Source organism: Virgibacillus necropolis, from assembly GCF_044793635.1.
In the GTDB taxonomy this organism is placed as follows: domain Bacteria; phylum Bacillota; class Bacilli; order Bacillales; family Amphibacillaceae; genus Virgibacillus_F; species Virgibacillus_F necropolis_A.
In genome coordinates, this window is sequence record NZ_CP084992.1 from 550,726 (window position 1) to 572,914 (window position 22,189).

The window sequence follows — 22,189 nt, forward strand, 5'->3', positions numbered from 1 at the left end:
CAGGATCGTTTTTTAGTTGGCTATTTTTTTCTGTTTAACTGTGCTTTCTAGCGCTCCTGTTTTTTGAATTCGTTAAATCATACAGTAACAAATCAAATGCCAGTTCCTTCTCCATCTTCCCTTGTTTCATATCTGCATCAGCATTTGTTAATTTATCAATAAATAATGATAATTGATCAATAGTAAATTTATTCTCCCTGGATAGAGCTATTTTAACGACGAAAGGATGAATTCCAAGTTGCTTTTGCATCTGGGCTTGACTGTAACCTTTTTGCTTTAAAAGTTTCACTCGTAACAGGGTACGAAACTGATATGCTAACAGCGCTACCATCGCAATTGGCTCTTCTTTCATTTTGAGAAGGTCTCGATAAATTGAAATCGCCTTACGTATATCCCCTTCTATTACAGCATCCACCAATCGTAAAGATGAATTTTTTAATGTGTGAGATATTAGCATTTCTGCATCATCTTTACTTACACTTCCGCCTTCTCCGACATACAGTGCGAACTTCATCATCTCGTTCTGTAATAAATGAAGATTAGCCTCAAGTTCTCCTTCAATAACATCATATGCATCAGGTTCAATTGTTATATGATATTGCTTGGCAATTGTTTTAATCCATTTGGAAAGCTCGTGTTCTTTAATTGGATCACACTTAGCAACGGAAGCATTTTTTTTAATTATTTTTGTTACTTTTTTACGTTCATCTATTTTTTCATATTCCGCTATAAATACAACTGTAGAATAATCAACAGGATTTTCGATATACATTTGTAGCCGATCTAGATCATGCTCAAATAGTATTTTATTTGGTTTTGCTTTTAAAAAAGAAGGGTTATTAGCAATTATTAATTTTCGTTCTCCAAATAATGGATAAGTTTCTGCGTCCGAAATTAACTCTTGAACAGGAGTTTCATCTAAATCATATGTAGACAAATTTTCGAAATCCCCATCAGGCAAAACTGCATTTGTAATCTGTTTTTTTATATCCTGTATAAAAAAAGATTCCGTTCCATATAACAAATAAATAGGTGCTAATTTATTTTCTTTGATTTTTTGTGCAATATCGAGGTAAGACATCTTATTCACTCCAATTATGTATATACATAATCCTAAATTGAAAAAGATGGAATAGCAAGGAATTTTAGAGGGAATCCTATCTAAAGATCCCCTCATTTATATAAACGTTTGCCAAATAGCCCCAGGAATCTATGTGCCAAACGATATTTGATTATTTTTAGATTAACCAGTAAAGTAAAAAGTATAGATGTTAACTCTTACTAAAAATGGTGTAAAGAATTTTATGGATTTTTTCACGCATTTATTTTATACTAAAGATGATATAGGAGGGATAGTTGTGAACGAATTTGAAAATGACGTCCAGTCAAAAAATAATGATGTAGTAGATTCTGGTTTGGGATTTGTCTTCTCATTTGTATTCTTTGCTTTAATTTTCTTTATTGGTGTACTAGTTAATTTCTTAGGACAATAATAAATAGCTACATATTACCAACTTATAAATTAGATGAAAAAGAGACTGAACGCTGATGACAGTCTCTTTTTTTATATTAATAAAACACGCCATTCGTCTCGTCTTTAATACGAATGGCCTAGCAGGATAAAAGGCGTTTGCGCTTTTCTTATAACTTATGGTAAATATTTTATAAATGTTCCTTTCTTCTTTTTAAATCGATATTGAACGGCACCGTCCTCATCAGTTCGAAAAATAACCATTTCTTCATCTTGAAGTACATCTAATACGTCTTCGGTAGGGTGACCATATGAATTATCTTCTCCGACTGAGATCAAGGCAACCTTGGGTTTATATTGTTCAACAAATGCTTTGTCCGTGGATGAATCGCTGCCATGATGAGCAACCTTAAGTACATCAAAAGTAAGTCCAGGATACCTTTTTATTATCTCCCCTTCTATATGTTTATCGATATCTCCAGTGAACAACCATCCAAGACCGCCCAGTTTCATATGAAGTACAAGTGAATTTGCATTGGTTTCCATTTTATCCGAGTGTGGAGATAATACTTGTATGGGAGAACCATGAAAGTCAATTTTAGTACCAGCTAATAGTCGCTGTACAGCGATATTTTTATCATTCCATTTGTTTATGGTGGCAACTGGGAGCTGATAAAAATCACTTAGGAACACTTCGTCAACTTTAAAATCATCTATTATAAATGGAACGCTCCCGACATGATCGACATCTTCATGTGTAACAAATATTGCGTCTATTTTAGCGATACCATTCGCATATAAATAAGGCTTAATAACCTGCTTATATTTCACGTCACTTGCTTGTTTATTCTCAAAAGACATTTTTGCTCCTGCATCGATAAAGAAAACAGCTTTACGGTATGGAAGTTCGATAAGGAAGCTGTCTCCTTGTCCAATATCTAACATGGTTATTGTGCCGTAAGGCGATAGATATGGTTTTATAGCAATGAAAGTTAAAAGTATGACCGTTAAACCACCTATCTGCATGGCACGTAAATTTTCTTCACGTTGTAGAGCATCCATTAGTAATAAAAAGAGTACATAGTAAAGGACGACTGCGATTAATGGTAGTGGTCCAATTATATAAGGAAAAAAGGCAACTTGATCAACCTTTTGTATCAAATCGATTACAGCTTGGTTTGTGATTTCAAAAATCGTGCTTAGTACACTTAATATCGTGTTTGAGAAAGGAGAAAGCAGTAGAATAATGAACATAATTGGTATTACAAAAAAGGAGAAATACGGTATTACGAAAACATTTAATAGCATTGATAAAGGCTGGAAGGTGTAAAAATAAGCTAATTGCAATGGGATAATCATCATTTGCGCCATAAAACTAATTTGTAGACTTATCATTAAGGATGACTTTGTTGATGATATCCACTTTCCTGAGAGTAACAATCCTAGCGTCACCAAAAAGGAAAGCTGAAAACCGATATGATAAACGATAAATTCATCAAACAAGATCATTAATATAAAAAGAATACTTAATACATCTGTGAGTGTAAAAATTGTATTCAATTTCCGTAAAATAATAAATACAAATACCATTAAACACGCTCTCCATACTGATGGTTCTCCCCCTGCGATTAGAGCGTATAAGGGTAGTATAAAGATCATCAGCCATTGTGCTTTTTCCCTAGTAAGCAAATTAAGTTTTATTAAAAGGAAATACGTTATAGCAATTATTATGCCAACATTTAATCCTGAAATAGCTAATAGATGAGATAAATTCCACTTTTGAAACAATTCTATTGTTTTTTCATCTAACTGAGAATCATCACCTAAAATAAGTGCTGATAACCATTTTGCTGTATACGGATCTGTTTTGGAGATTACAAAATTAATGAGGGATGTTCGTGTCTGAAAAATATAATGGAGGTAAGATGATCCTTCACATGTGATGTTTTCTAACGAGGGAATGGTGAGTTGATAAGAAATACCTTTTGTAAGCAAATAGGTACGATAATCAAATTGTCCGGGGTTTCTGCTACGATCTGGTAATTCTAATGAACCTTTTATAGAACAGATCGCGCCATGTTTTAATTGATTTAACTGATTCTGATTCCATACTTCCTTTTCTTGTTTAAATGCTAAAACAAACAATTTATTGTCTGATGTCTTTTCTCGAACCACGAATTCTAATTTCTTACTAGTTGTTGTAACAGGACTACTAATGGTTCCTTGTATTTCTCCACTAGTATCCTGTTCCATAGTTGATTTGTCGTTTTTTCCTGAATCAATCGAAGGTATATAGCTACAGAAACCAATATAAAACAACAAAGATAAAATGATTGATCCAAGGCCAAGTTTTCTTCGTTTATAAAGATAAAATAGCCATAGAAATAAAATAATTATAAAGGCTTTATTATTAAAAACTACCGTCAATATACTTAATAATACCGAGAGGGCAAAGAAGTGCCAATATCCCTTCATATTCGTTGTACCCTATCATTTCTGCACATTAAATAGTCGTTGTGCTTCATTTTTATATTCCTTTAGTTGCTTATCATCAATTGATGTTCCTTCAAGTTTGTTTAACAATAACTCCACATAGGATGCTTTCTCCCCAGGGTTTACATCAACTGCGGTAGATTCGAGCTCAACCTTTTGCGTATGTACTCCGGATTTTTCAAACAATTCAACAGCATATGAGTCATTTTTGTAGTCGGCAGCATAATATACCGTTCTCACACCACTTTGAATAATGGTTTTACAGCACTGTAAGCATGGAAAATGAGTAACGTACATTTCTGAGTCCTCTGTTGGAACACCGAATTTCGCACATTGCAGGAGTGCATTTGCCTCTGCGTGAACCGTTCGTACACAATGACCATCAACGACATAACAACCTTCATCGATGCAATGAGAATCTCCAGAAACACTACCATTATATCCGCCTGCTATAATTCGCTTATCCCGAACTATCGTCGCGCCTACTGTCAATCGTTCACAAGTACTTCTTAATGCTAACAAATGGCTCTGAGCCATAAAATATTGATCCCATGATATCCGTTCCATGCTAATTCCACCTTCATCTATAATGTATAAAAATAAGTGTACATGCAGGTAATTATTTTCGTCAATGGTTTAAGGAACTTGTATGTTTTCCTTCATATTTTCAAGCGTCTTTTCACCAATTCCCGGTACATTCAAAACATCTTCAACCTTGTGAAATAAACCATTCTCCTCCCGATATTGAATAATCGCTTGAGCCTTTGAAGGTCCAATACCATTTAATTGTTCAATTTCTTCTTGCGTGGCATAATTAAGTCTAATTTTTGTGGGATTTGTCTCCCCATCTTTTTCCATTACCAAGGATTCACCGACTTTTGGTACCAAAATAATCATCTCATCTTGAACCTTTTGCGCCAAGTTTATGACAGACTGATCCGCTTTGTTGGTAAATCCGCCGGCTAAATTAATCACATCTTCTACACGTGAGTTGATTGAAATTTCATAAACCCCAGGACTATCTACCTCGCCTTTTACGTCTACGTATGCAAGTGTAGTTTCTTGTAGAGTTTTGGAGTCGTTACTTGCTGCTTTTAGTGGTTTTACTTCTACTGCCTTTTCTTGGTCTGGCTTATCGTTAAACACAAATAAAAATAGTACTGCTGCTATTCCAATCACAATAAAAAACAGGTTTTTCTTGAAAAGATTGATCAATGAGGGGACACTTCCTTTTAATGAGGTGAAATGCTAAAAATTGTGTGGGATTAGAAAAATATCTTAACCTTATAATATAATTCGACGTTAACTGCCTATATCCTTCTAAAAAAATAAAGATCGACAAAATATTATTTCGTCGATCTTTTTTCTGCAACAAAGAAGATTCTTTCCGTATTATCATGAAGGCTTTCCTCTTTCAGAGAAAAATCACCGTATATATTTCGAATTTGCAGTCCATTTTGTTCTAAAAGTTTACGATATACCTCAATAGAAAATGTTTTTTGATGATGATATTCATCGAATCTCGAATAGGATTTGTCTTCGGATGAAACAAAAAAGGTAAGATCATGAAACATTTCACCCGCATCCTTCCCTGGTGAGCAAAACCAGATGGAGGACACATCATCTTCTACCGTAGCAAAAGTTTGATTTATTAAATCATGTTCTACATGATACAAGGAATGCACATCAAATATAAACATTCCATCATCTATTAACATGTTTGCAACATTGGCAAAAACCAAATTTAGTTCTTCCTCAGTTGTTATATAATTGACGACATCACAATAGCTTACTACGGCGTCCATTTCTGTAATACCATCAGTTTCGCGTATATCCTGGTTGATCCACTGAACGGAAAGCCTTTGTTCACTTGCTCGTTGTTCAGCGTAACTTAGCATATCTATCGAATAATCTATTCCGATCATTTGGTAACCATCTTTCGCAAGTCGTGTTGTTATTTGTCCAGTTCCACAACCTAAATCTACAATACGATTTGCTCGAATAGATGACTGTTTTAAAATTTTTTTTGTAATATCAGACCATTGATCATATGGTGCATCATCCATAAGCTTGTCATAGAGCTTTGCCATTTGTTGATAAGCCATTTGTTTACCCTTCTTGCCCTACACTTAATGATACCCGTGCAGCGTCCCCCCAGAGACGTTCTAAGTTATAATAAGAACGCTCATCCTTATGGAAAACATGACAAACAACATCGCCAATATCAACTAAAATCCATCTAGCTTGTTCGTAACCTTCTAAACGTTTTACAGAAATTCCTTTCTCTTCAGCAGCATCCTTGATCGAACGAGCAATTGCCTGAACCTGTCTTTCATTACTACCATGACAAATTAAAAAGTAATCCGCGATTAATGAAACTTCATTCATATCCAAAGCAACAATATCTTCCGCTCGCTTATCGTCACTAGCTTCTGCTACTAATTGCACAATTTCATTACTATTCATCTAATTAAAACCTCCATATAATTTTGTTTAGAAAAAAACGTGGCAAAACCTATTTATTCATTAATGTTAGAAAATAATTGTACGCGTGAAATGAATCAGGATAAATCGTTGCATTTTTAGATAGTAGAAATTGTATTGTATTCCGTGATACCATCCAACAAGCGTGATTTAAATCCTTACGTGCCATGTCCCGAACCTTTTCAATACCTGGGAAAGATCTTCCAGGTTCAATATAATCAGCAAGAAAAATAACCTTTTCAACTATTCCGAGACCTGCTTTACCTGTTGTGTGATAACGTATGGCATCTTTTATTTCCCTGTCGTTAATTCCAAATTGTTCTTCTACCACCACTGATGCAACAGGACCGTGCCAAACTTCATGATGATAATCCAATAGATCGTTTGGTAATTGACTGTTCAATATAAACTCTTTCATTTCTTTTAATGGTCGATACTTCGCATAATCATGAAAGATTGCTGCCAGTTCGACTTTTTCTTTTGATACTTGATACATGTCTGCTAACCCTACTGCAGTTTCTGCAACTCGTAAGGTATGTTTAAATCGTTCTTCTGTTAAAGCTGGCTGAACGATTTTAATTGCTTCGTCTTTCCTCATACAATCGCTTCTCCTTTATATAACGTATAACTGCTTCAGGTAGGTAATATTTTATGGAAGCATTTTTATATATCCGGTCTCGAATCATTGTAGAAGAAATTTCGATATTCGGAATATCCACTAGTTTAATTGGATAAGGAGTATCCAACTGCGAGCCAATTCTTTTCACCCCAACAAACGAAACCATTTCCATCAATTCATTGATTTTGTGCCATTTAGGTAGGTATTCCACCATATCGGCACCAATAATAAAATAAAAAGATACGTCAGGGTGTTCATTTGTTAATATCTTAAGTGTATCAAATGTAAATGACTTACCTAAACGATCTACTTCTATTGTATTCAATTTAAAGTAAGAATTACCCTCAATTGCTTTTCGAACCATTTCGACACGGTTCTCAGCATTTATGAATGCTTTATTCTTATGCGGAGGTTCCTGCGAAGGAATAAACCATATTCCTTCTAAACTTAACGAAAGACGGACCTCTTCAGCAATAATTAAATGGCCAAGATGTGGTGGGTCGAATGTTCCACCTAAAATGCCTACACGTCTCATGATATACTCCTTTAAGGCAACTGAATTTGCTTATTTTCCTGTGATTCCTTATACAATACAATGTTGTTACCAATAATTTGAACTACTTCTGCTTCTGCACCATCAGATAGCTTTGATGCAACACTATCTTTATCTTCCATGCAATTTTGTAGAATACTTACTTTTATCAGTTCTCTTTTTTCCAATGCCTCCGAAATTTGTTCCACCATGTTTTCATTTACACCTATTTTACCTACTTGAAATATAGGTTTTAATTGATTGGCTTTCGCTCGTAAAAGCCGTTTTTGTTTTCCAGTTAACATGTAATCATCCTTCCAGTTGTTCGAGTAATTCTGTTTCCATTTCATTTATTGCTACACGCATGTTAGTCCATAACTCAAAAGCATATTGTGCTTGATACAACAACATTGTATGGCCGTAGTGAATCCTAGCCCCTGCGTTTTTGGCGTTTCTTAATAAGTTTGTTTCTACCGGTTGGTAAATGATATCACTAACAATGTTTTTCTCAGATAGTCTATTAATACTAACAATAGTATTACCCTCTATAGATTTCATCCCAACTGATGTGGTTTGAATAATTAAATCGTACTTTTCCATTACATTTTCAGCTTCTTTTAGCGATAATAAGCTTGTATTGTCCAATTCATATAATTCCTTAAGCGCTCTAGCAGATTCTTCTGTTCGATTCGCAAGGTCGATATGTTGAAACCCGTTTATTGAAAGTGTGTAAAGTATCCCTCTCGCGGCCCCGCCAGCTCCAAGGATCAAGATTTTTAAATTTTTATCTTGTCCAACAGTTGGAAAAGCCTTTATCAACGACCTTAAATAACCATTTCCATCTGTATTATACCCAATCCACTTTCCATTTTTACAGATCACTGTATTTACTGCACCAATTGCTTCAGCTTCTTTATCGACCTCATCCAAAAAAGGAATAATGGTTTTTTTATACGGTACAGTTACGTTAAAGCCATTAAGGTTTTCATTCTTTAGTTCTTCTATTTTATCCGCAAATTTATCCGCAAAGGATTCGTTTGTGTTTATTTCATACAAGGAATAATTACCTTGTAGTCCAGCTTTTTGTAAAAACTTTTCATGAATCCAAGGTGATAAGGAATGTTTAATTGGGTAACCAATTAATCCAAAACGATACTCCATTACAAAACCTCCTTAAATCAACGATGGTCTAATCGAAACGGCAACAGTTTTAGGACTGTGCACAACAACAGTAGTGTTTACTTCCGGAATCATAACCCATCCCAAGCCAGGAAATACAATATCCATTTTTTCTTCTTTTATTCGAAATGTACTTTGTACTAGTTCAGGCAACTTTTCACGCGTAACTTCATCTGGTGGCGATAAGAGCTCACCTACATGATCATCATAAAGCTTATCAGCATTATCAAGTTTCGTACGATGGATTGATAAGTGATTCGAAAAATAACAAACAAAAGACTGTTTATCCCCTTTTAGAAAATCAATTCGCCCTAGACCACCAAAAAATAATGTTTGTTGGTTGTTTAATTGAAATACCCTTGGTTTAATTTCCTTTGAAGGCGTGATAATCTTCAGGTCGCTTTTTGAAACATAATGCACCATTTGTTGCTTGTTAACGATTCCTGGAGTGTCAATTAACACAGAATTGTCATCTAACGGAATTTCGATGAATCCGAGTGTAGTACCAGGGAAATAGGAAGTGGTAATAACATTCTTATCTCCAGAAGTTTGTTGAATAAGTCGATTGATGAAAGTTGATTTTCCGACATTTGTCGTTCCTACAACGTAAACATCCTGATTATTTCGAGTTGAATCTATTGCTTCTGTCAGTTCTTCTATACCATGACCTTTAATCGATGATATAAGAAATACATCCTTCACTTTAATTCCAGCATCCTTAGCGGATTTTTTTAGCCAATTAATTAATTTTTGTTTATTTGTTGATTTAGGTAATAGATCTACCTTATTTCCTACTAAAATAATTGGCTTGTCCCCAATGATGCGAGCCAGGCTTTGAATCATACTTCCATTGACATCAAATATATCAATTAGATGCACAACTAATCCTTCAACATCCCGGATTTGGCTTACCATTTTCAAGAAATCATCATCTGTAACTGATATATCCTGAATTTCATTATAATGTTTTAGTTTAAAACACCGTTGACATAATATCGTTTCTTTATTTAGAGCAGATTTAGGTGTAAATCCAACCTCATCTGGAGTTGTTGTCTGAATGGCTGTACCACAACCTTGACAATATAAATCTTCCATATTTATTCCTCCCAAGTTATTTTTCCTTTTCTCCTCATATAATTAAGTATTCGGCGTTCTATTTTACGATTAAACTGTGTTATTTTTCCATCTGTTTGGACGATTGGAACCACCAATATGGTATAAAAACCCGCAAAATTTCCGCCTAATACATCTGTTAGTAATTGATCACCAATTACAACAATATCTTCTTTTTTTAACCCCATTTGCTTGGCCGCAGTCTTAAAAGCCCGGCTCAATGGTTTTCGCGCACTAAAGACGAAAGGAGCATCTAGTGGTTCCGAAAAGATTTTAACGCGCTCTTGTTTATTATTAGAAATAATCATGACTTTAATATCATGATCTCTCATTTGTTTAAACCAGTTTATAATCTCCGGAGTTGCATTTTTAACATCCCAAGCCACCAGCGTATTATCAAGATCTGTAATTACCCCTTTAATTCCTTTTTGTTTAAGTATCGCAGGTTGAATATCAAAAACGCTTTTCACATGTTCATTTGGTAAAAAATTCTTTAACAACGTGTACACCTCATTATTATAGTCAAACCTATTTCTACTATCTCATTTTGCATTAAATAAAGCTAAGTTTGTTATTATACATTAATCCTATAATAACTTAACACATATATAAAGTGTTAGCGAAATTTGTCTAATGATAAAAACCCCTGCTACAAGCAGATTCAAAAGGCAATAGATAAAAACCGTTCGACAAATTACCCTATTTTTCTCGCTGTGGATAACTTTGTTAACATTAACAATGCTTTTAAATCAGGCAAAACGACATTTTTTTCTCGTTTATACACAAGTTATCTACAGGCGCTTGTAGATAACTAAGACCTTGTCCTACTAGGGTTTTCGTGGTAAATTAAACTTACATTAACATAGTAAAGTATAAAATAGTTTAGGAGGGCTATATTCATGAATCACTTATCTGATGAATTATTATTAGAATCGTACTATAAAGCACATGAATTGAAACTAAGCCCTGACTTTATTTATCTAATTGAAAAGGAAATCCACAAAAGAAGTCTAACTCATAAACTGGAATTCTCCGGTTAATTAACTTTATATACACTTTTATCCAATTACTCTTGTCGTTGACAAGGGTTTTTTATTTTTCCTTGATCGAACTTATGATAAGCTATCTGTTGAGCAATTCTAATGGAAATAACTTATCTACTATCATATAATTTAAATACCGTTTATACTTATTTAAGTACTATAAAATTACATATTTTTTCAAGGAGGAATCCAATTAGATGATTTTCGCAGTATTACTTCCACTTCTAATTGCCTGCTTAATACCATTCTTAAGCAAAATAAAACATAAAATACATACAGGAATATTTGTCTTTTTTGTTCCTTTGGCAATCTTTCTTTATTTTATTCAATTTATAGGTTCTGGCTTTTCACCTGTCAGGCAAACCTATTACTGGATACCTTCCTTATCCATAAATTTTGATTTTTATTTAGATGGTTTAAGTCTACTATTTGTTTTATTAATAAGTGGAATCGGTGCATTAGTTGTTCTTTACTCTATTTATTACCTAGATAAAACAGAACGGCTGGGGCATTTTTATGTCTACTTGATATTATTTATGGCGGGAATGCTTGGTGTTGTCCTGTCAGATAATGTATTTGTTATGTATACATTTTGGGAGTTAACTTCTATCTCCTCCTTTTTATTAATTGGTTATTGGCATTTTAACGAACGTTCCCGTTATGGAGCATTAAAATCTTTACTTATTACTATTATTGGTGGATTAAGTATGTTTGGTGGATTCATTTTGTTATCCATTATTACAGATACAACAAGTATTCAAGCAATGATAGATCAAAAAGACGTTATTCTGGAAAGTGCCTATCTTCCATTAATACTAGGATTTCTTTTAATGGGTGCATTTACTAAGTCTGCTCAATTCCCATTTCATATCTGGCTACCAGATGCAATGGAAGCACCAACTCCAGTGAGTGCTTACCTCCATTCAGCAACCATGGTAAAAGCAGGACTATTTTTAGTAGCACGCTTTTCACCTATTTTCGCAAGCTATGAATGGTTCTTTATTATCGTAAGTATCGCGGGTATCGTTACACTATGCTGGGGTTCTTATATGTCAGTAAAGCAGACCGATTTGAAAGCCATACTAGCATTTTCCACAATCAGTCAGCTAGGTATGATTATGGCAATGCTCGGATTTGGTACAAAAGTTGCTGTGTTTGCTGCAGTGTTCCATATCTTAAATCACGCAACATTCAAAGGTAGTTTATTTATGGTTGCTGGTATTGTGGATCATGAAACCGGAACACGTGATATCCGTAAATTGGGCGGGTTACTTACATTCATGCCAATTACGGCTACACTAGCATTATTTGGTACTTTTTCAATGGCCGGCGTCCCTCTACCATTTTTAAATGGATTCTATAGTAAAGAACTATTTTTTAAATCCAGCCTTAATCTAAATGAAAATGTTAGTGAATTTGCAAATATGTTAATTGACGTTATACCAATATTAGCCGTTATTGGTAGTATATTTACATTTGTATATTCCATGTACTTCTTTTTTGGAACATTTGCAGGTAGAAAAAAAGAGAAGAAACTACCTAAGAAGCCACATGAGGCACCAATCGGAATGCTGCTCTCACCTATCATATTAGTGACGCTAGTTATTATCATAGGACTGTTCCCTAACTTGGTAAATGGGTCATTTTTGGCACATGCAGCTGAAGCGATCAGTGGTGAAGCAATACATCAGCATGTTGTATATTGGCATGGATTCAAACCAGCGTTTAAAATGTCCCTAATCGTTGTAGGGGTTGGAACACTATTATTCCTTACACGTAAAAAATGGCAAAAGGTTTATAGCTTCTTACCTGGTAAGTTGAGCTTAAATAAAGCATACGATAGCATCGTAAATAAATTAGACGTGTACGCAAGTAACATAACGAATTATTATATGAATGGTTCACTGAGGCTTTATGTCGCCATAATCCTAAGTACTACTGTTATCGTTACATTTACGTTTATGGCTTTAACAGGCGGGTTAACATTAAAGTTTGATAACCTTGCAGACATCACTGCGATTGAAGTTTCCGTAGTTGTAGTAATGATTGCAGCAGCACTAGGTACCATTTTTGCAAAACATAATGTAGCCGCAATTCTTATTTTAGGAGTAGTTGGATACGGTGTTTCACTTTTATTTGTCATTTACCGAGCTCCAGATTTAGCATTAACACAACTGATTATTGAAACAGTAACCGTAGCATTATTCCTATTATGCTTTTTCCACTTGCCGAAATTGCAGGTTATCAAAGAATCCGGGAGATCAAAATTAATAAACGTAATCATTTCCTTAGGATTTGGTGCCATGATGACGTTAATTGGAATCTCTGCCCATAGTAGTAAATGGTTTGATTCTATCGCAGAATACTTTATTAAAACCTCACACTCACTTGGCGGTGGGGACAACGTTGTTAATGTAATTTTAGTAGATATGCGTGGACTTGATACGATGTTTGAAATAACAGTACTCGGAATCGCATCACTTGCCATTTATAGCCTTGTTAAAATTAAACGAAAAAAGGAGGCAGAATAAATGGAAATTATCATTTGTATCTTAGCAGGATTATTATTTGCGACAGGTATATATAACCTCCTTCAAAAGCAATTGTTACGAATCATTATTGGGACTGCTCTTCTATCCCATGGTGCCCATTTATTTATTTTAACGATGGGAAAATTAAAACGCGGAAAGCCCCCCATTATAGAAGAAGGGGTTACAGATTATACAGATCCATTGCCACAGGCATTAATTTTGACATCTATTGTTATTAGCTTCGGTATTACTAGCCTTCTTTTAGCATTGGCATACCGAGCAGCAAATGATAATGAAACAGATAACATGGATGAATTAAGGGGTAACGAAAATGAGTAATTTAGCAGTATTGCCTATCATCATTCCATTATTAGCTGGAATAATTCTTGCCTTTTTTCCGAAAAAGGTAAAATTACTTCGAGCTTTGACTAAGTTTTTTTCCATTTCTAGTTTGTTGGTAGTGGTATACATTACATGGCAAGTTATTAGTCACGGGACAATTATTTTGGAGACTGGAAACTGGCCTGCTCCATATGGAATTATTCTTGTAGCGGATCCGTTAGCAATTATACTTGTACTAACAACGAATATAATTACGACGGCATGTGCTTTTTATGCACCACATTCCATGAACCTGAAACAAGAACAACATTATTTTTACTCTTTTATGTTCTTTTTAATAACAGGTATTTCTGGAGCGTTTCTAACAGGAGACCTATTTAACCTGTTTGTATTTTTTGAGGTATTTTTAATGGCTTCCTATGCATTAATCGTATTAGGTGGAGGAAAGGTTCAACTACGTGAATCCATTAAATATGTGCTAATCAACCTATTCTCATCTATCTTATTTGTAACAGCAGTTGCATTTTTATATGGCGTTGTTGGAACAGTAAATATGGCTCACATTGCTGAGCGCGTTCAAGAAGTAGATCAAAAAGGAATTTTAACTACAATTGGTATATTATTCTTTTTCGTATTCGCCACGAAGGCTGCATTATTTCCATTGTACTACTGGATGCCAAAGTCTTACATAGTACCAAATCCTGTTATTTCCGCCCTGTTTGGTGCACTGCTTACAAAAGTAGGAATTTATTCCATCTTACGAGTCTTTTCATTAATATTTATTTACAAGCTCGATATTACGCATCAAATGTTTATATGGATAGCTGGCATATCAATGATATTTGGTATATTAGGTGCACTATCAACGAATAATATCAAACTTATTGTTGCCTATAACATCATACCTGCTATCGGTTTTATTATTATGGGGATAGGCGTATTTAATCAAGATGCTTTAAGCGGGGCTGTTTACTATCTCATGCATGATATGTTGATCAAAACCGCCCTATTTCTACTCGTTGGTGCGATAACTTATGTAGCGGGAACATCTGACTTACGGAAAATGGGTGGTCTTATCCATTATTATCCTGTACTTGGATGGCTATTATTTGTAGCTGCATTTATTCTTGCTGGAATCCCACCATTTAGTGGTTTCATAGGCAAGTTACTATTATTAAAAGGTGCATTGGCAGATGATGAAATCGCTATTGTTATCATTGCACTGTTATCTAGTTTATTGATTTTATATTCGATAATGAAAATCTTTATAAAAGGATTTTGGGGCGAGAAAAACCCGGCATATGATGTGGATAGAAAATCTACAAAAGGGTTAATCGGACCAATTATCTTTTTATTAACCTTTTCTGTTATTCTAGGAGTAGGAGCAGAATTCGTTTATCCTACAGTTGAAGATATTTCGACCTATTTACTAGATCCAGATGTATATATTGATGCGGTTTTAAAGGAGTAAATAACTTATGACATTTCAAATTGTAATCAATTTAATCATTGCAGTAATGTGGATGTTTTTACAAGAAACGTATACGTTCGCAAGTTTTATTGGCGGATATATACTTGGTATTATATTACTGCTGGTACTCAATCGATTCATTCCTGATTCATTTTATTTGAACCGAGTTTTCAAAACGATCCAGCTCGTTTTTCTGTTTATGAAAGAATTATATTCGGCTAATATGGACATTGTTAAATTAGTCTATAAGCCAAAGTTGGAATTTGAACCTGGTATATTTGCAATGCCAACAAGATTAAAAAGTAATTGGGAAATTACACTATTGGCCAACTTGATCACTCTAACACCCGGTACTTTGACAGTCGCTATTTCGGATGACAATACACATCTTTATATACATGCTATGGATATAGACGATATCGATGAATCAATTGCGGAGATCAAAAATACGTTTGAAAAAGCAATAATGGAGGTTACAAGATGAATGAACTTCTACTGTTATCTGAACAAATACTTAATATATCCACAAAGATTGCAATAGTTGGCATTTCAATTTCATTAGTTTTGCTTTTATATCGTATTATCGTTGGACCATCCAATGCGGATCGTGCTGTTGCACTTGATACGATTGGCATGGGCCTAATGGGAATGGCAGCATTGCTCGCCATAATTATTGGTTCCACTAACTTCAACGATGTAATCCTGTTAATAGGAATACTGCTGTTCCTTGGTACGTTAGCTATTGCGAAATTTATTGAAAAGGGTGTTATCATTGATCGAAACTTGGACTAGTATCATCCTAAACGTCATAATAAGTTTTCTTGTTTTATCTGGCACATTTTTTCTCTTATCCGGTGCAATAGGTGTTGTTCGATTTCCAGATATTTATACACGACTACACGCTGCAACAAAAGCTTCGACGATTGGCATTGCAGGAATTTTAATTGGCGCATTCATATTCTTATATGTAGACCATGCTATCGTAAGTGGCAAGTTGTTATTGGCGATTATCTTCACCTTTCTAACAGCTCCTGTATCCGCACATATGATTTCAAGAGCAGCACACAGAAATGAAGTAAAACCAGTTACATTTAACCAAAGAGACGAATATGAAGAAGCCGTTCAAAGGCAAATGAAGCAAAACACAGAAGAGAAATGACCTAGTTAGCTTACGTGTTTCACTGAACTATAAATATAGCTAAACTTTTATAACTAATTGCATCGTATTTGTAATTAAAAATAGGCGATTTTCGTAAAGATTGTTGCTTTCTAGAGAATAGATATATAATGCGACGTAAGTGCTATGTTGATTTTCGTTCCGGACACTCGCTTTCCGCGGGCAACGCTTCAGCCTCCTCGGAAGAAAACCACTTCCTGCGGGGTCTTCAGCTGTTGCTTTTCCCGCAGGAGTCGACTGTCCGTAACGAAAATCAACTGCCATAATAGTGGAAGTTCATGCTTAATCAATAAAGAAATTACTTTCATTCCATTATTAGACGCCACCCCAGCGAAGGAAAAACACGGAGACTCCTGCGGGAAAGCGAAGTGATGAGACCCCGCAGTAAACGTTCTTTGCGATCGAGGAGGCTCAGCGCAAGCCCGCGGAAAGCGTAGTGATTTTTCCGTAGCGGTCGCAGGACACAGAACATGATTTTTAGTTATGTCGCAGTATATATCAACTATGAAGATGAAATAGCAACAATGCGTACGAAAAGAGCCTTATAAATAAAAAATCTCAGTTCATTTTTAACTGAGATTTTTCTTATATCTACTTTCAAATGCTTGTTATAGTTCCAACAAAAAGGCTCCCCAAATTGGCTGATAAAACAAGATAACAACAAATAAAGTGTTTACCATATAGGTAAAATGAGGTATACTTCAAATAGAAAGTCATATATTATAAAAACCGCCCCATGCTAGACACATGGAACGGTACAATAGACTAACCCCATCAGAGGGGAAGGTGCAGTAAGGAAATAATCCCTCACATTGACCTGTTAAAATCACATGAGGGATTATTTTTTATGGTTTTTATCGGACATGATAAACGCTATTAACATGCCGAATGAAATCATCAGCGTTAATACTTTATCAATATCCATAAGCAACACCTCCTTTTCAGGAAGTTCCTAAAAAGAGAAAGTGCGCCTAACCCTCATGTGAAAATTAATCTATTGTTATTTCCATTATACCAAAAAATAACAGATTAATCTTAACCCAATTATTTGGTTAAGAAAAGACGTTTATGACGACCAAAGCTAAAACATATTAGGATATAATCTCACCATTGCTTCTGAGATGGTGTCTGCCATTTCCCTAGCTTGTTCTTCAACCTCATCATATATTTGAATATCTTTTTGATAATTCATGTTTATCATAGCTACTGCTTCCTGTTTTGTTAAATCCAAATGACGGTAAAACATCGCTCTAACCTCTTCTTCAGGTAAAAATCTGTTAATACTACTTAGAAATAAAGCAATCTCATCCGCATTGTCATACCATTTCTGTTCTGCAATCATTGCTGCTTCCTCATCGCCTGCTATAGCCGCTTTTACAAGGTCAGCGGCAAATAACAAGTGCTCCTTAATCAAAGCAGCATATGTGTCAGCTGCCGCATCCCCATACAATGGCCGTATCATATTTCCCATGTCTGTCGCATTTTGCAAAAGACGGGCGATTACAAATTCTACGTCTGGCAAGCTAAAAGTTAAGCTTATAATCGTCATTCTGGTCCATGCTACATGCTCCTCCCAAAGGCTACGCATATCACTCATTAAATCAACCGCTGCCTGACTTATACAATCATTTTGCCGTGCATGTTGTGTAACTGGTATGGAAATATGTTGTCCTACACGTAGATAATATGGATTCACTTCAGGATTAACCGCAAAAATCTCCTCAGTAGTTGTATGATAACGCTTTGCTAATAGCCAGTAATTATCACCTGGCTGAACAATGTAAGTAAATCCTCTATTTGAAAAATCGTTCATGTTTTTCCTCACTCCTTTATTTATTGCCCATCAAAAATTAGGGAATCTAAATGCGCCCATTACAATGTATTCATATTGGGTTAATTGAGTGAGGAAGTTTACAGGGACGAGAAGTTTGATATTAAAACGTTCATTTTTATATTTATTTCAGTAACCTTGTATAGGACATACACAAAATTACATCTTCATTCATATAGATGATATATAGGCCAATGCCTAGCGGAAACGTCAGGAGGTGTATAATTTGTCGAGTATTTTAAGCGTTCTTGCTTTATTAATAAAAGAAACGCTATTTTTTGTATCCTATGTAAAAAACCATGCTTTTCCACATCCTCTCCCCCCTGAAGATGAAGCCAAGTATATTAAAGATATGCAAACCGGCGACGAACATGCTAGGAATATGCTAATTGAACATAATCTTAGATTGGTTGCGCACATCGTTAAAAAATTCGAAAATACCGGTGAGGACATGGAAGATTTAATATCAATCGGAACAATCGGATTAATTAAAGGAATCGAGAGCTTTTCGCCGGATAAAGGAACAAAACTTGCTACCTACGCGGCACGATGTATAGAAAATGAAATATTAATGCATTTACGTGCCCTGAAAAAGGTTAAAAAGGATGTTTCCTTACACGATCCCATAGGGCAAGACAAAGAAGGAAATGAAATAAGCTTAATCGACATTCTGGAAGCGGAATCTGAGGATGTAATTGAATATATTCAATTACATATGGAACTCGATAAAATGAAGAAATATTTTTCAATCTTAGATGAAAGAGAGAGAGAAGTAATTATATATCGTTATGGATTAAATAATTATCAGGAAATGACACAACGTGAGATTGCAAAAAAATTAAATATATCAAGAAGTTATGTATCACGCATTGAAAAACGTGCCTTAATGAAGGTGTTTCATGAATACTTTAAACAAGAGAATCCAAATAGAAAAAGAGGATAATCAGATGATTATCCTCTTCTGTTTTTCACAGATCTTTAATTATTTTCATGATTAAGGTAGCTGCATTTTTTGCTGCCTTATCTATGAATGTATCAAATGAAATGGATGATTCTTTACCAGCTATATCAGATAGCGCACGGATAATAACAAATGGTTTATTATATTGAAAACACACTTGTGCTACTGCTGCTGCTTCCATTTCAGCTGCGATCATAGAAGGAAACTTTTCCTTAATACGCTTTACATGGTCAGGCTCTGCCATGAATGTGTCAGCTGTTGCAATGATTCCTTCTTGTGAAGTAACATCCAATGATTTAACAGCATTAGTAGCAAGTGAAACCAGATGTGAATCTGCTGCAAACATAGCAGGCATTCCTGGAACCTGTCCATATGCATAGTCAAACGCTGTTACATCTACATCATGATGAACGACTTGAGAAGAAACGACTATATCCCCAATTTCTAATTCTTCTGCGAATCCACCAGCAGATCCAGTGTTAATAACATAATCTGGGTTAAAACGCTCATGTAGTATAGTCGTTGCCATAGCAGCATTCACTTTTCCAATTCCTGATTTTAGTAATACGACTTCTTTACTTCCCATAATTCCTGTTACAAACAAACAATTTGCTACTGTTTGCTCTTTTTTCTCTGACATATTCTCTATTAACAGAGCAACTTCCTCATCCATTGCCCCAATTATTCCGATTGTCATTAATAAACCTCCACACAGCTAACTTCTGTTAGTCTTTATCATTTTCTTTTAAAACTTCCACTTTTGTTGGCTTCCAACCTTCATTATCAACCCATGTAAGATAAACACGATACGTATTATCTTGCGCTTTGTTGGAAACAGTAGCTATTACATCTTGTCCACCAACATTATCAAGCCACCATGTAATCATATCTCCTTGCTGTATACCTGTTGCCACTCGGGCTGCTTTCTCCATCTCGATTCGGTCTTGGGCTCCTTCATCAAAATTCTTGGTATGGGGACCTTGTTGCTCTGTTCCAATAGGCTGCCAATCCGCGGTATATGCCTCCTTCACGTTTGGATCATCTGAGACTTCCACATTTTCTTTTTCTACATCGCTATTATCCGAATTGTCATCGGTTGTACTTTGATCGTCATTTGCATTAGGATCCTCGGTTTCACCATTTGATGAATCATCTGAATTTGCACTATCATCAGTCGTTGACTCATCATTTTCATCAGAGGATGTACCATCTTTTGTATCTTCATCATTACTTTCTCCGGAGTTATCACTTGATGATTCAGTGGAAGGTTGTCCATTTTCTGCCTCATCATCTCCACCGAATAGAAACATACCAAGTAAAAAAATTATTAAAATACCACCTAAAACCAGAAAAAGAGAAATAGATTTAGTATTTTTTCTTCTCTTTTCAAATTTATCTACTCTTGAACTGTTATTAAAATCATTCATATTAATACCCTCCTCCATGCATAATATTATAATATCATATTTTTTAGTTTTACATGCCATATCAAAAATAGAGCATAATATCTAACTAATTTTAAATAAGAAAAAGACGGGATAGCTTCTCCCGCCTGTATACAATAGTATTTTTTATTAATCAACACTTACAATTTTGACCTGTATATCTCCACCTGGCGTTACCACTGTTACCTCTGTTCCTTTTTGGTGGCCTAAAAGGCTCTTTGCCATAGGAGAATCATTTGAAATCTTGCCTTCAAATGGATCAGCTTCTGCGCTTCCAACAATTGTGTATGTTTCATCCTCACCACTAGGTAATTCTTGAAAAGTTACCGATTTACCAAGTGATACAATATCAGGATTATCGTTATCATTTTCAATAATCACAGCATTGCGAATCATTTTTTCCACTTGGGAAATACGTGATTCTACAAATGCTTGGTCATCTTTGGCTGCATCATATTCCGAGTTCTCTGAAAGATCCCCGAAATCGCGTGCTACTTTAATACGCTCTACCACTTCTTGTCTACGTTCTGTTTTTAAATGATGTAATTCTTTCTCTAATTTTGATTTTCCCTCTTCAGTCATATAATAGCTTTTCTCTACAGCCATTAAAAACACTCCTTTTTTATCTACAATAAGAAATAACGAATAAAAATGAGCAGCACAATCATGTGCGCTCTGGAACGTAAAAATGTTCTAATCATAACTATGGCAGATTTTATTTAAATTTTCAATACTTTTCCATAAAGTATAACTCAATCCCCCATTGAATAATGACATTCAGGCGTCTCATTCGATAAGTAAAGTTCATTCCCATACGGGATTGCGTTTACGTTCCTTTATTGGTTAGCTTGGTTTTTTGCCAATATATTTTCAATTTTAGTAGCCATTATATCAATAGCAACATGATTTTGTCCACCTTCAGGGATGATAATATCAGCATATCGTTTTGTTGGCTCAACAAATTGTAAATGCATTGGACGTACATTATTTACATATTGATCAATAACTGAGTCGAGTGACCTTCCACGCTCCTGGATATCACGGGTCATTCTTCTGATGATTCGTATATCAGCATCTGTATCAACAAAAACTTTGATATCCATTAGATTGACTAATCGTGGATCCTCTAAAATTAAAATTCCCTCAAGAATAATTACTTCTTTTGGTTCAACCACTATAGAATCCTTAGAACGTGTGTGAATTTTATAATCGTATACTGGTTTTTCGATAGACTTTTGATTCATTAGCTCTTGTATGTGATCAATTAGCAAATCATTATCAAATGCTAAAGGATGATCATAATTTGTATTTAATCGTTCTTCAAAAGGTAAGTGACTTTGATCTTTATAATAATAATCTTGTTCGATTACAAGAATTGTCTTATCAGAGAATCGATTACATATTGACCGTGTAACTGTAGTTTTACCACTCCCACTACCTCCAGCCACTCCAATAACTACTGGCTTGTCTCGCATGTTCCTGTGCACTCCTTTAAGC

26 protein-coding genes are annotated in these 22,189 nt (G+C 34.9%); 9 read left to right on the plus strand and 17 right to left on the minus strand.

Going from position 1 to position 22,189, the window contains the following annotated elements; all coding sequences use genetic code 11:
* Positions 1 to 34: 34 nt before the first annotated feature.
* Complete coding sequence (gene holA / locus LG329_RS02845; protein WP_404453079.1) at positions 35 to 1,081, minus strand: DNA polymerase III subunit delta; 1,047 nt, start codon at positions 1,079 to 1,081, stop codon at positions 35 to 37.
* Between the two features lie 277 nt (positions 1,082 to 1,358).
* Here holA and LG329_RS02850 point away from each other — a divergent pair, with 277 nt between their 5' ends.
* Positions 1,359 to 1,493, plus strand: coding sequence for a YqzM family protein (locus LG329_RS02850; RefSeq protein ID WP_404453080.1), 135 nt, complete (start codon positions 1,359 to 1,361; stop codon positions 1,491 to 1,493).
* A 155-nt stretch (positions 1,494 to 1,648) separates the two neighbouring features.
* Here the strand turns inward: LG329_RS02850 and LG329_RS02855 are convergent, their stop codons facing one another.
* The 11 genes from LG329_RS02855 to LG329_RS02905 all read right to left on the minus strand — a co-directional run bounded on the left by LG329_RS02855 (position 1,649) and on the right by LG329_RS02905 (position 10,391).
* On the minus strand, positions 1,649 to 3,946 hold the full coding sequence (locus LG329_RS02855) for a DNA internalization-related competence protein ComEC/Rec2 (protein ID WP_404453082.1): 2,298 nt from the start codon (positions 3,944 to 3,946) through the stop codon (positions 1,649 to 1,651).
* A 15-nt stretch (positions 3,947 to 3,961) separates the two neighbouring features.
* Positions 3,962 to 4,531, minus strand: coding sequence for a ComE operon protein 2 (locus tag LG329_RS02860; protein WP_404453084.1), 570 nt, complete (start codon positions 4,529 to 4,531; stop codon positions 3,962 to 3,964).
* Positions 4,532 to 4,600: 69 nt separating this feature from the next.
* Positions 4,601 to 5,179 carry a helix-hairpin-helix domain-containing protein gene (locus LG329_RS02865; protein ID WP_404453086.1) on the minus strand — a complete coding sequence of 193 codons (579 nt, stop codon included), beginning with the start codon at positions 5,177 to 5,179 and terminating at the stop codon, positions 4,601 to 4,603.
* A 131-nt stretch (positions 5,180 to 5,310) separates the two neighbouring features.
* Positions 5,311 to 6,069, minus strand: a complete 759-nt coding sequence (locus LG329_RS02870) for a class I SAM-dependent DNA methyltransferase (protein WP_404453088.1) — start codon at positions 6,067 to 6,069, stop codon at positions 5,311 to 5,313.
* Positions 6,070 to 6,073: 4 nt separating this feature from the next.
* Positions 6,074 to 6,430, minus strand: coding sequence for a ribosome silencing factor (gene rsfS, locus LG329_RS02875; protein WP_404453090.1), 357 nt, complete (start codon positions 6,428 to 6,430; stop codon positions 6,074 to 6,076).
* Between the two features lie 49 nt (positions 6,431 to 6,479).
* Positions 6,480 to 7,046 (minus strand): bis(5'-nucleosyl)-tetraphosphatase (symmetrical) YqeK, encoded by a 567-nt coding sequence (yqeK, locus tag LG329_RS02880; RefSeq protein ID WP_404453092.1) that lies wholly within the window; start codon positions 7,044 to 7,046, stop codon positions 6,480 to 6,482.
* Complete coding sequence (locus LG329_RS02885) at positions 7,024 to 7,602, minus strand: nicotinate-nucleotide adenylyltransferase (RefSeq protein WP_404453094.1); 579 nt, start codon at positions 7,600 to 7,602, stop codon at positions 7,024 to 7,026. The genes yqeK and LG329_RS02885 overlap by 23 nt, the downstream gene beginning before the upstream one ends.
* Before the next feature lie 11 nt (positions 7,603 to 7,613).
* The gene (gene yhbY, locus LG329_RS02890; RefSeq protein ID WP_404453096.1) at positions 7,614 to 7,904 is read right to left on the minus strand and encodes a ribosome assembly RNA-binding protein YhbY; all 291 of its coding nucleotides are present in this window, start codon (positions 7,902 to 7,904) and stop codon (positions 7,614 to 7,616) included.
* A gap of 4 nt (positions 7,905 to 7,908) precedes the next feature.
* The gene (gene aroE / locus LG329_RS02895) at positions 7,909 to 8,760 is read right to left on the minus strand and encodes a shikimate dehydrogenase (RefSeq protein WP_404453098.1); all 852 of its coding nucleotides are present in this window, start codon (positions 8,758 to 8,760) and stop codon (positions 7,909 to 7,911) included.
* A gap of 12 nt (positions 8,761 to 8,772) precedes the next feature.
* Complete coding sequence (gene yqeH / locus LG329_RS02900; protein ID WP_404453100.1) at positions 8,773 to 9,873, minus strand: ribosome biogenesis GTPase YqeH; 1,101 nt, start codon at positions 9,871 to 9,873, stop codon at positions 8,773 to 8,775.
* A 2-nt stretch (positions 9,874 to 9,875) separates the two neighbouring features.
* A complete protein-coding gene (locus tag LG329_RS02905) occupies positions 9,876 to 10,391 on the minus strand; it encodes a YqeG family HAD IIIA-type phosphatase (RefSeq protein WP_404453102.1) in 516 nt (171 codons plus the stop codon).
* Positions 10,392 to 10,790: 399 nt separating this feature from the next.
* On the opposite strand from LG329_RS02905, the gene LG329_RS02910 reads away from it, so the two are divergent.
* From LG329_RS02910 to mnhG, 7 genes are all read left to right on the plus strand, one after another.
* Positions 10,791 to 10,931 carry a sporulation histidine kinase inhibitor Sda gene (locus LG329_RS02910; RefSeq protein WP_404453104.1) on the plus strand — a complete coding sequence of 47 codons (141 nt, stop codon included), beginning with the start codon at positions 10,791 to 10,793 and terminating at the stop codon, positions 10,929 to 10,931.
* 200 nt (positions 10,932 to 11,131) lie between these two features.
* Complete coding sequence (locus tag LG329_RS02915) at positions 11,132 to 13,465, plus strand: Na+/H+ antiporter subunit A (RefSeq protein WP_404453106.1); 2,334 nt, start codon at positions 11,132 to 11,134, stop codon at positions 13,463 to 13,465.
* Positions 13,466 to 13,804, plus strand: a complete 339-nt coding sequence (locus LG329_RS02920; protein WP_404453108.1) for a Na(+)/H(+) antiporter subunit C — start codon at positions 13,466 to 13,468, stop codon at positions 13,802 to 13,804.
* Positions 13,797 to 15,278, plus strand: a complete 1,482-nt coding sequence (locus tag LG329_RS02925; RefSeq protein ID WP_404453110.1) for a Na+/H+ antiporter subunit D — start codon at positions 13,797 to 13,799, stop codon at positions 15,276 to 15,278. Before LG329_RS02920 ends, LG329_RS02925 begins: the two co-directional genes overlap by 8 nt.
* Before the next feature lie 7 nt (positions 15,279 to 15,285).
* Positions 15,286 to 15,762, plus strand: a complete 477-nt coding sequence (locus tag LG329_RS02930; RefSeq protein ID WP_404453112.1) for a Na+/H+ antiporter subunit E — start codon at positions 15,286 to 15,288, stop codon at positions 15,760 to 15,762.
* Positions 15,759 to 16,070, plus strand: coding sequence for a Na(+)/H(+) antiporter subunit F1 (locus LG329_RS02935; RefSeq protein WP_404453114.1), 312 nt, complete (start codon positions 15,759 to 15,761; stop codon positions 16,068 to 16,070). The genes LG329_RS02930 and LG329_RS02935 overlap by 4 nt, the downstream gene beginning before the upstream one ends.
* On the plus strand, positions 16,051 to 16,437 hold the full coding sequence (gene mnhG, locus LG329_RS02940) for a monovalent cation/H(+) antiporter subunit G (protein ID WP_404453116.1): 387 nt from the start codon (positions 16,051 to 16,053) through the stop codon (positions 16,435 to 16,437). The genes LG329_RS02935 and mnhG overlap by 20 nt, the downstream gene beginning before the upstream one ends.
* Positions 16,438 to 17,536: 1,099 nt before the next feature.
* On the opposite strand, the gene LG329_RS02945 is transcribed toward mnhG, so the two are convergent.
* Positions 17,537 to 18,268, minus strand: a complete 732-nt coding sequence (locus LG329_RS02945; protein WP_404453118.1) for a LysM peptidoglycan-binding domain-containing protein — start codon at positions 18,266 to 18,268, stop codon at positions 17,537 to 17,539.
* A gap of 244 nt (positions 18,269 to 18,512) precedes the next feature.
* On the opposite strand from LG329_RS02945, the gene sigK reads away from it, so the two are divergent.
* Positions 18,513 to 19,229: an RNA polymerase sporulation sigma factor SigK gene (gene sigK, locus LG329_RS02950; RefSeq protein ID WP_404453120.1), complete on the plus strand. Its 717-nt coding sequence runs from the start codon at positions 18,513 to 18,515 to the stop codon at positions 19,227 to 19,229.
* A 25-nt stretch (positions 19,230 to 19,254) separates the two neighbouring features.
* Here sigK and mtnN read toward each other — a convergent pair whose 3' ends face one another.
* From mtnN to udk, 4 genes are all read right to left on the minus strand, one after another.
* The gene (gene mtnN / locus LG329_RS02955) at positions 19,255 to 19,944 is read right to left on the minus strand and encodes a 5'-methylthioadenosine/S-adenosylhomocysteine nucleosidase (protein ID WP_404453122.1); all 690 of its coding nucleotides are present in this window, start codon (positions 19,942 to 19,944) and stop codon (positions 19,255 to 19,257) included.
* A gap of 28 nt (positions 19,945 to 19,972) precedes the next feature.
* On the minus strand, positions 19,973 to 20,674 hold the full coding sequence (locus LG329_RS02960; RefSeq protein WP_404453124.1) for a DUF1510 family protein: 702 nt from the start codon (positions 20,672 to 20,674) through the stop codon (positions 19,973 to 19,975).
* Positions 20,675 to 20,821: 147 nt separating this feature from the next.
* Positions 20,822 to 21,298: a transcription elongation factor GreA gene (greA, locus tag LG329_RS02965; protein ID WP_404453127.1), complete on the minus strand. Its 477-nt coding sequence runs from the start codon at positions 21,296 to 21,298 to the stop codon at positions 20,822 to 20,824.
* A 230-nt stretch (positions 21,299 to 21,528) separates the two neighbouring features.
* Positions 21,529 to 22,167 carry a uridine kinase gene (gene udk, locus LG329_RS02970; RefSeq protein WP_404453128.1) on the minus strand — a complete coding sequence of 213 codons (639 nt, stop codon included), beginning with the start codon at positions 22,165 to 22,167 and terminating at the stop codon, positions 21,529 to 21,531.
* Between the last annotated feature and the right edge of the window lie 22 nt (positions 22,168 to 22,189).

Coding starts and splice junctions, on each gene's coding strand:
- mtnN (WP_404453122.1), bottom strand. CDS start 19,944: ATGACAATCGGAATAATTGGGGCAATGGATGAGGAAGTTGCTCTGTTA.
- yhbY (WP_404453096.1), bottom strand. CDS start 7,904: ATGTTAACTGGAAAACAAAAACGGCTTTTACGAGCGAAAGCCAATCAA.
- LG329_RS02855 (WP_404453082.1), bottom strand. CDS start 3,946: ATGAAGGGATATTGGCACTTCTTTGCCCTCTCGGTATTATTAAGTATA.
- rsfS (WP_404453090.1), bottom strand. CDS start 6,430: ATGAATAGTAATGAAATTGTGCAATTAGTAGCAGAAGCTAGTGACGAT.
- aroE (WP_404453098.1), bottom strand. CDS start 8,760: ATGGAGTATCGTTTTGGATTAATTGGTTACCCAATTAAACATTCCTTA.
- LG329_RS02930 (WP_404453112.1), top strand. CDS start 15,286: ATGACATTTCAAATTGTAATCAATTTAATCATTGCAGTAATGTGGATG.
- LG329_RS02885 (WP_404453094.1), bottom strand. CDS start 7,602: ATGAGACGTGTAGGCATTTTAGGTGGAACATTCGACCCACCACATCTT.
- LG329_RS02945 (WP_404453118.1), bottom strand. CDS start 18,268: ATGAACGATTTTTCAAATAGAGGATTTACTTACATTGTTCAGCCAGGT.
- holA (WP_404453079.1), bottom strand. CDS start 1,081: ATGTCTTACCTCGATATTGCACAAAAAATCAAAGAAAATAAATTAGCA.
- yqeK (WP_404453092.1), bottom strand. CDS start 7,046: ATGAGGAAAGACGAAGCAATTAAAATCGTTCAGCCAGCTTTAACAGAA.
- udk (WP_404453128.1), bottom strand. CDS start 22,167: ATGCGAGACAAGCCAGTAGTTATTGGAGTGGCTGGAGGTAGTGGGAGT.
- LG329_RS02960 (WP_404453124.1), bottom strand. CDS start 20,674: ATGAATGATTTTAATAACAGTTCAAGAGTAGATAAATTTGAAAAGAGA.
- LG329_RS02870 (WP_404453088.1), bottom strand. CDS start 6,069: ATGGCTTATCAACAAATGGCAAAGCTCTATGACAAGCTTATGGATGAT.
- LG329_RS02910 (WP_404453104.1), top strand. CDS start 10,791: ATGAATCACTTATCTGATGAATTATTATTAGAATCGTACTATAAAGCA.
- LG329_RS02935 (WP_404453114.1), top strand. CDS start 15,759: ATGAATGAACTTCTACTGTTATCTGAACAAATACTTAATATATCCACA.
- yqeH (WP_404453100.1), bottom strand. CDS start 9,873: ATGGAAGATTTATATTGTCAAGGTTGTGGTACAGCCATTCAGACAACA.
- LG329_RS02860 (WP_404453084.1), bottom strand. CDS start 4,531: ATGGAACGGATATCATGGGATCAATATTTTATGGCTCAGAGCCATTTG.
- LG329_RS02920 (WP_404453108.1), top strand. CDS start 13,466: ATGGAAATTATCATTTGTATCTTAGCAGGATTATTATTTGCGACAGGT.
- LG329_RS02925 (WP_404453110.1), top strand. CDS start 13,797: ATGAGTAATTTAGCAGTATTGCCTATCATCATTCCATTATTAGCTGGA.
- LG329_RS02915 (WP_404453106.1), top strand. CDS start 11,132: ATGATTTTCGCAGTATTACTTCCACTTCTAATTGCCTGCTTAATACCA.
- greA (WP_404453127.1), bottom strand. CDS start 21,298: ATGGCTGTAGAGAAAAGCTATTATATGACTGAAGAGGGAAAATCAAAA.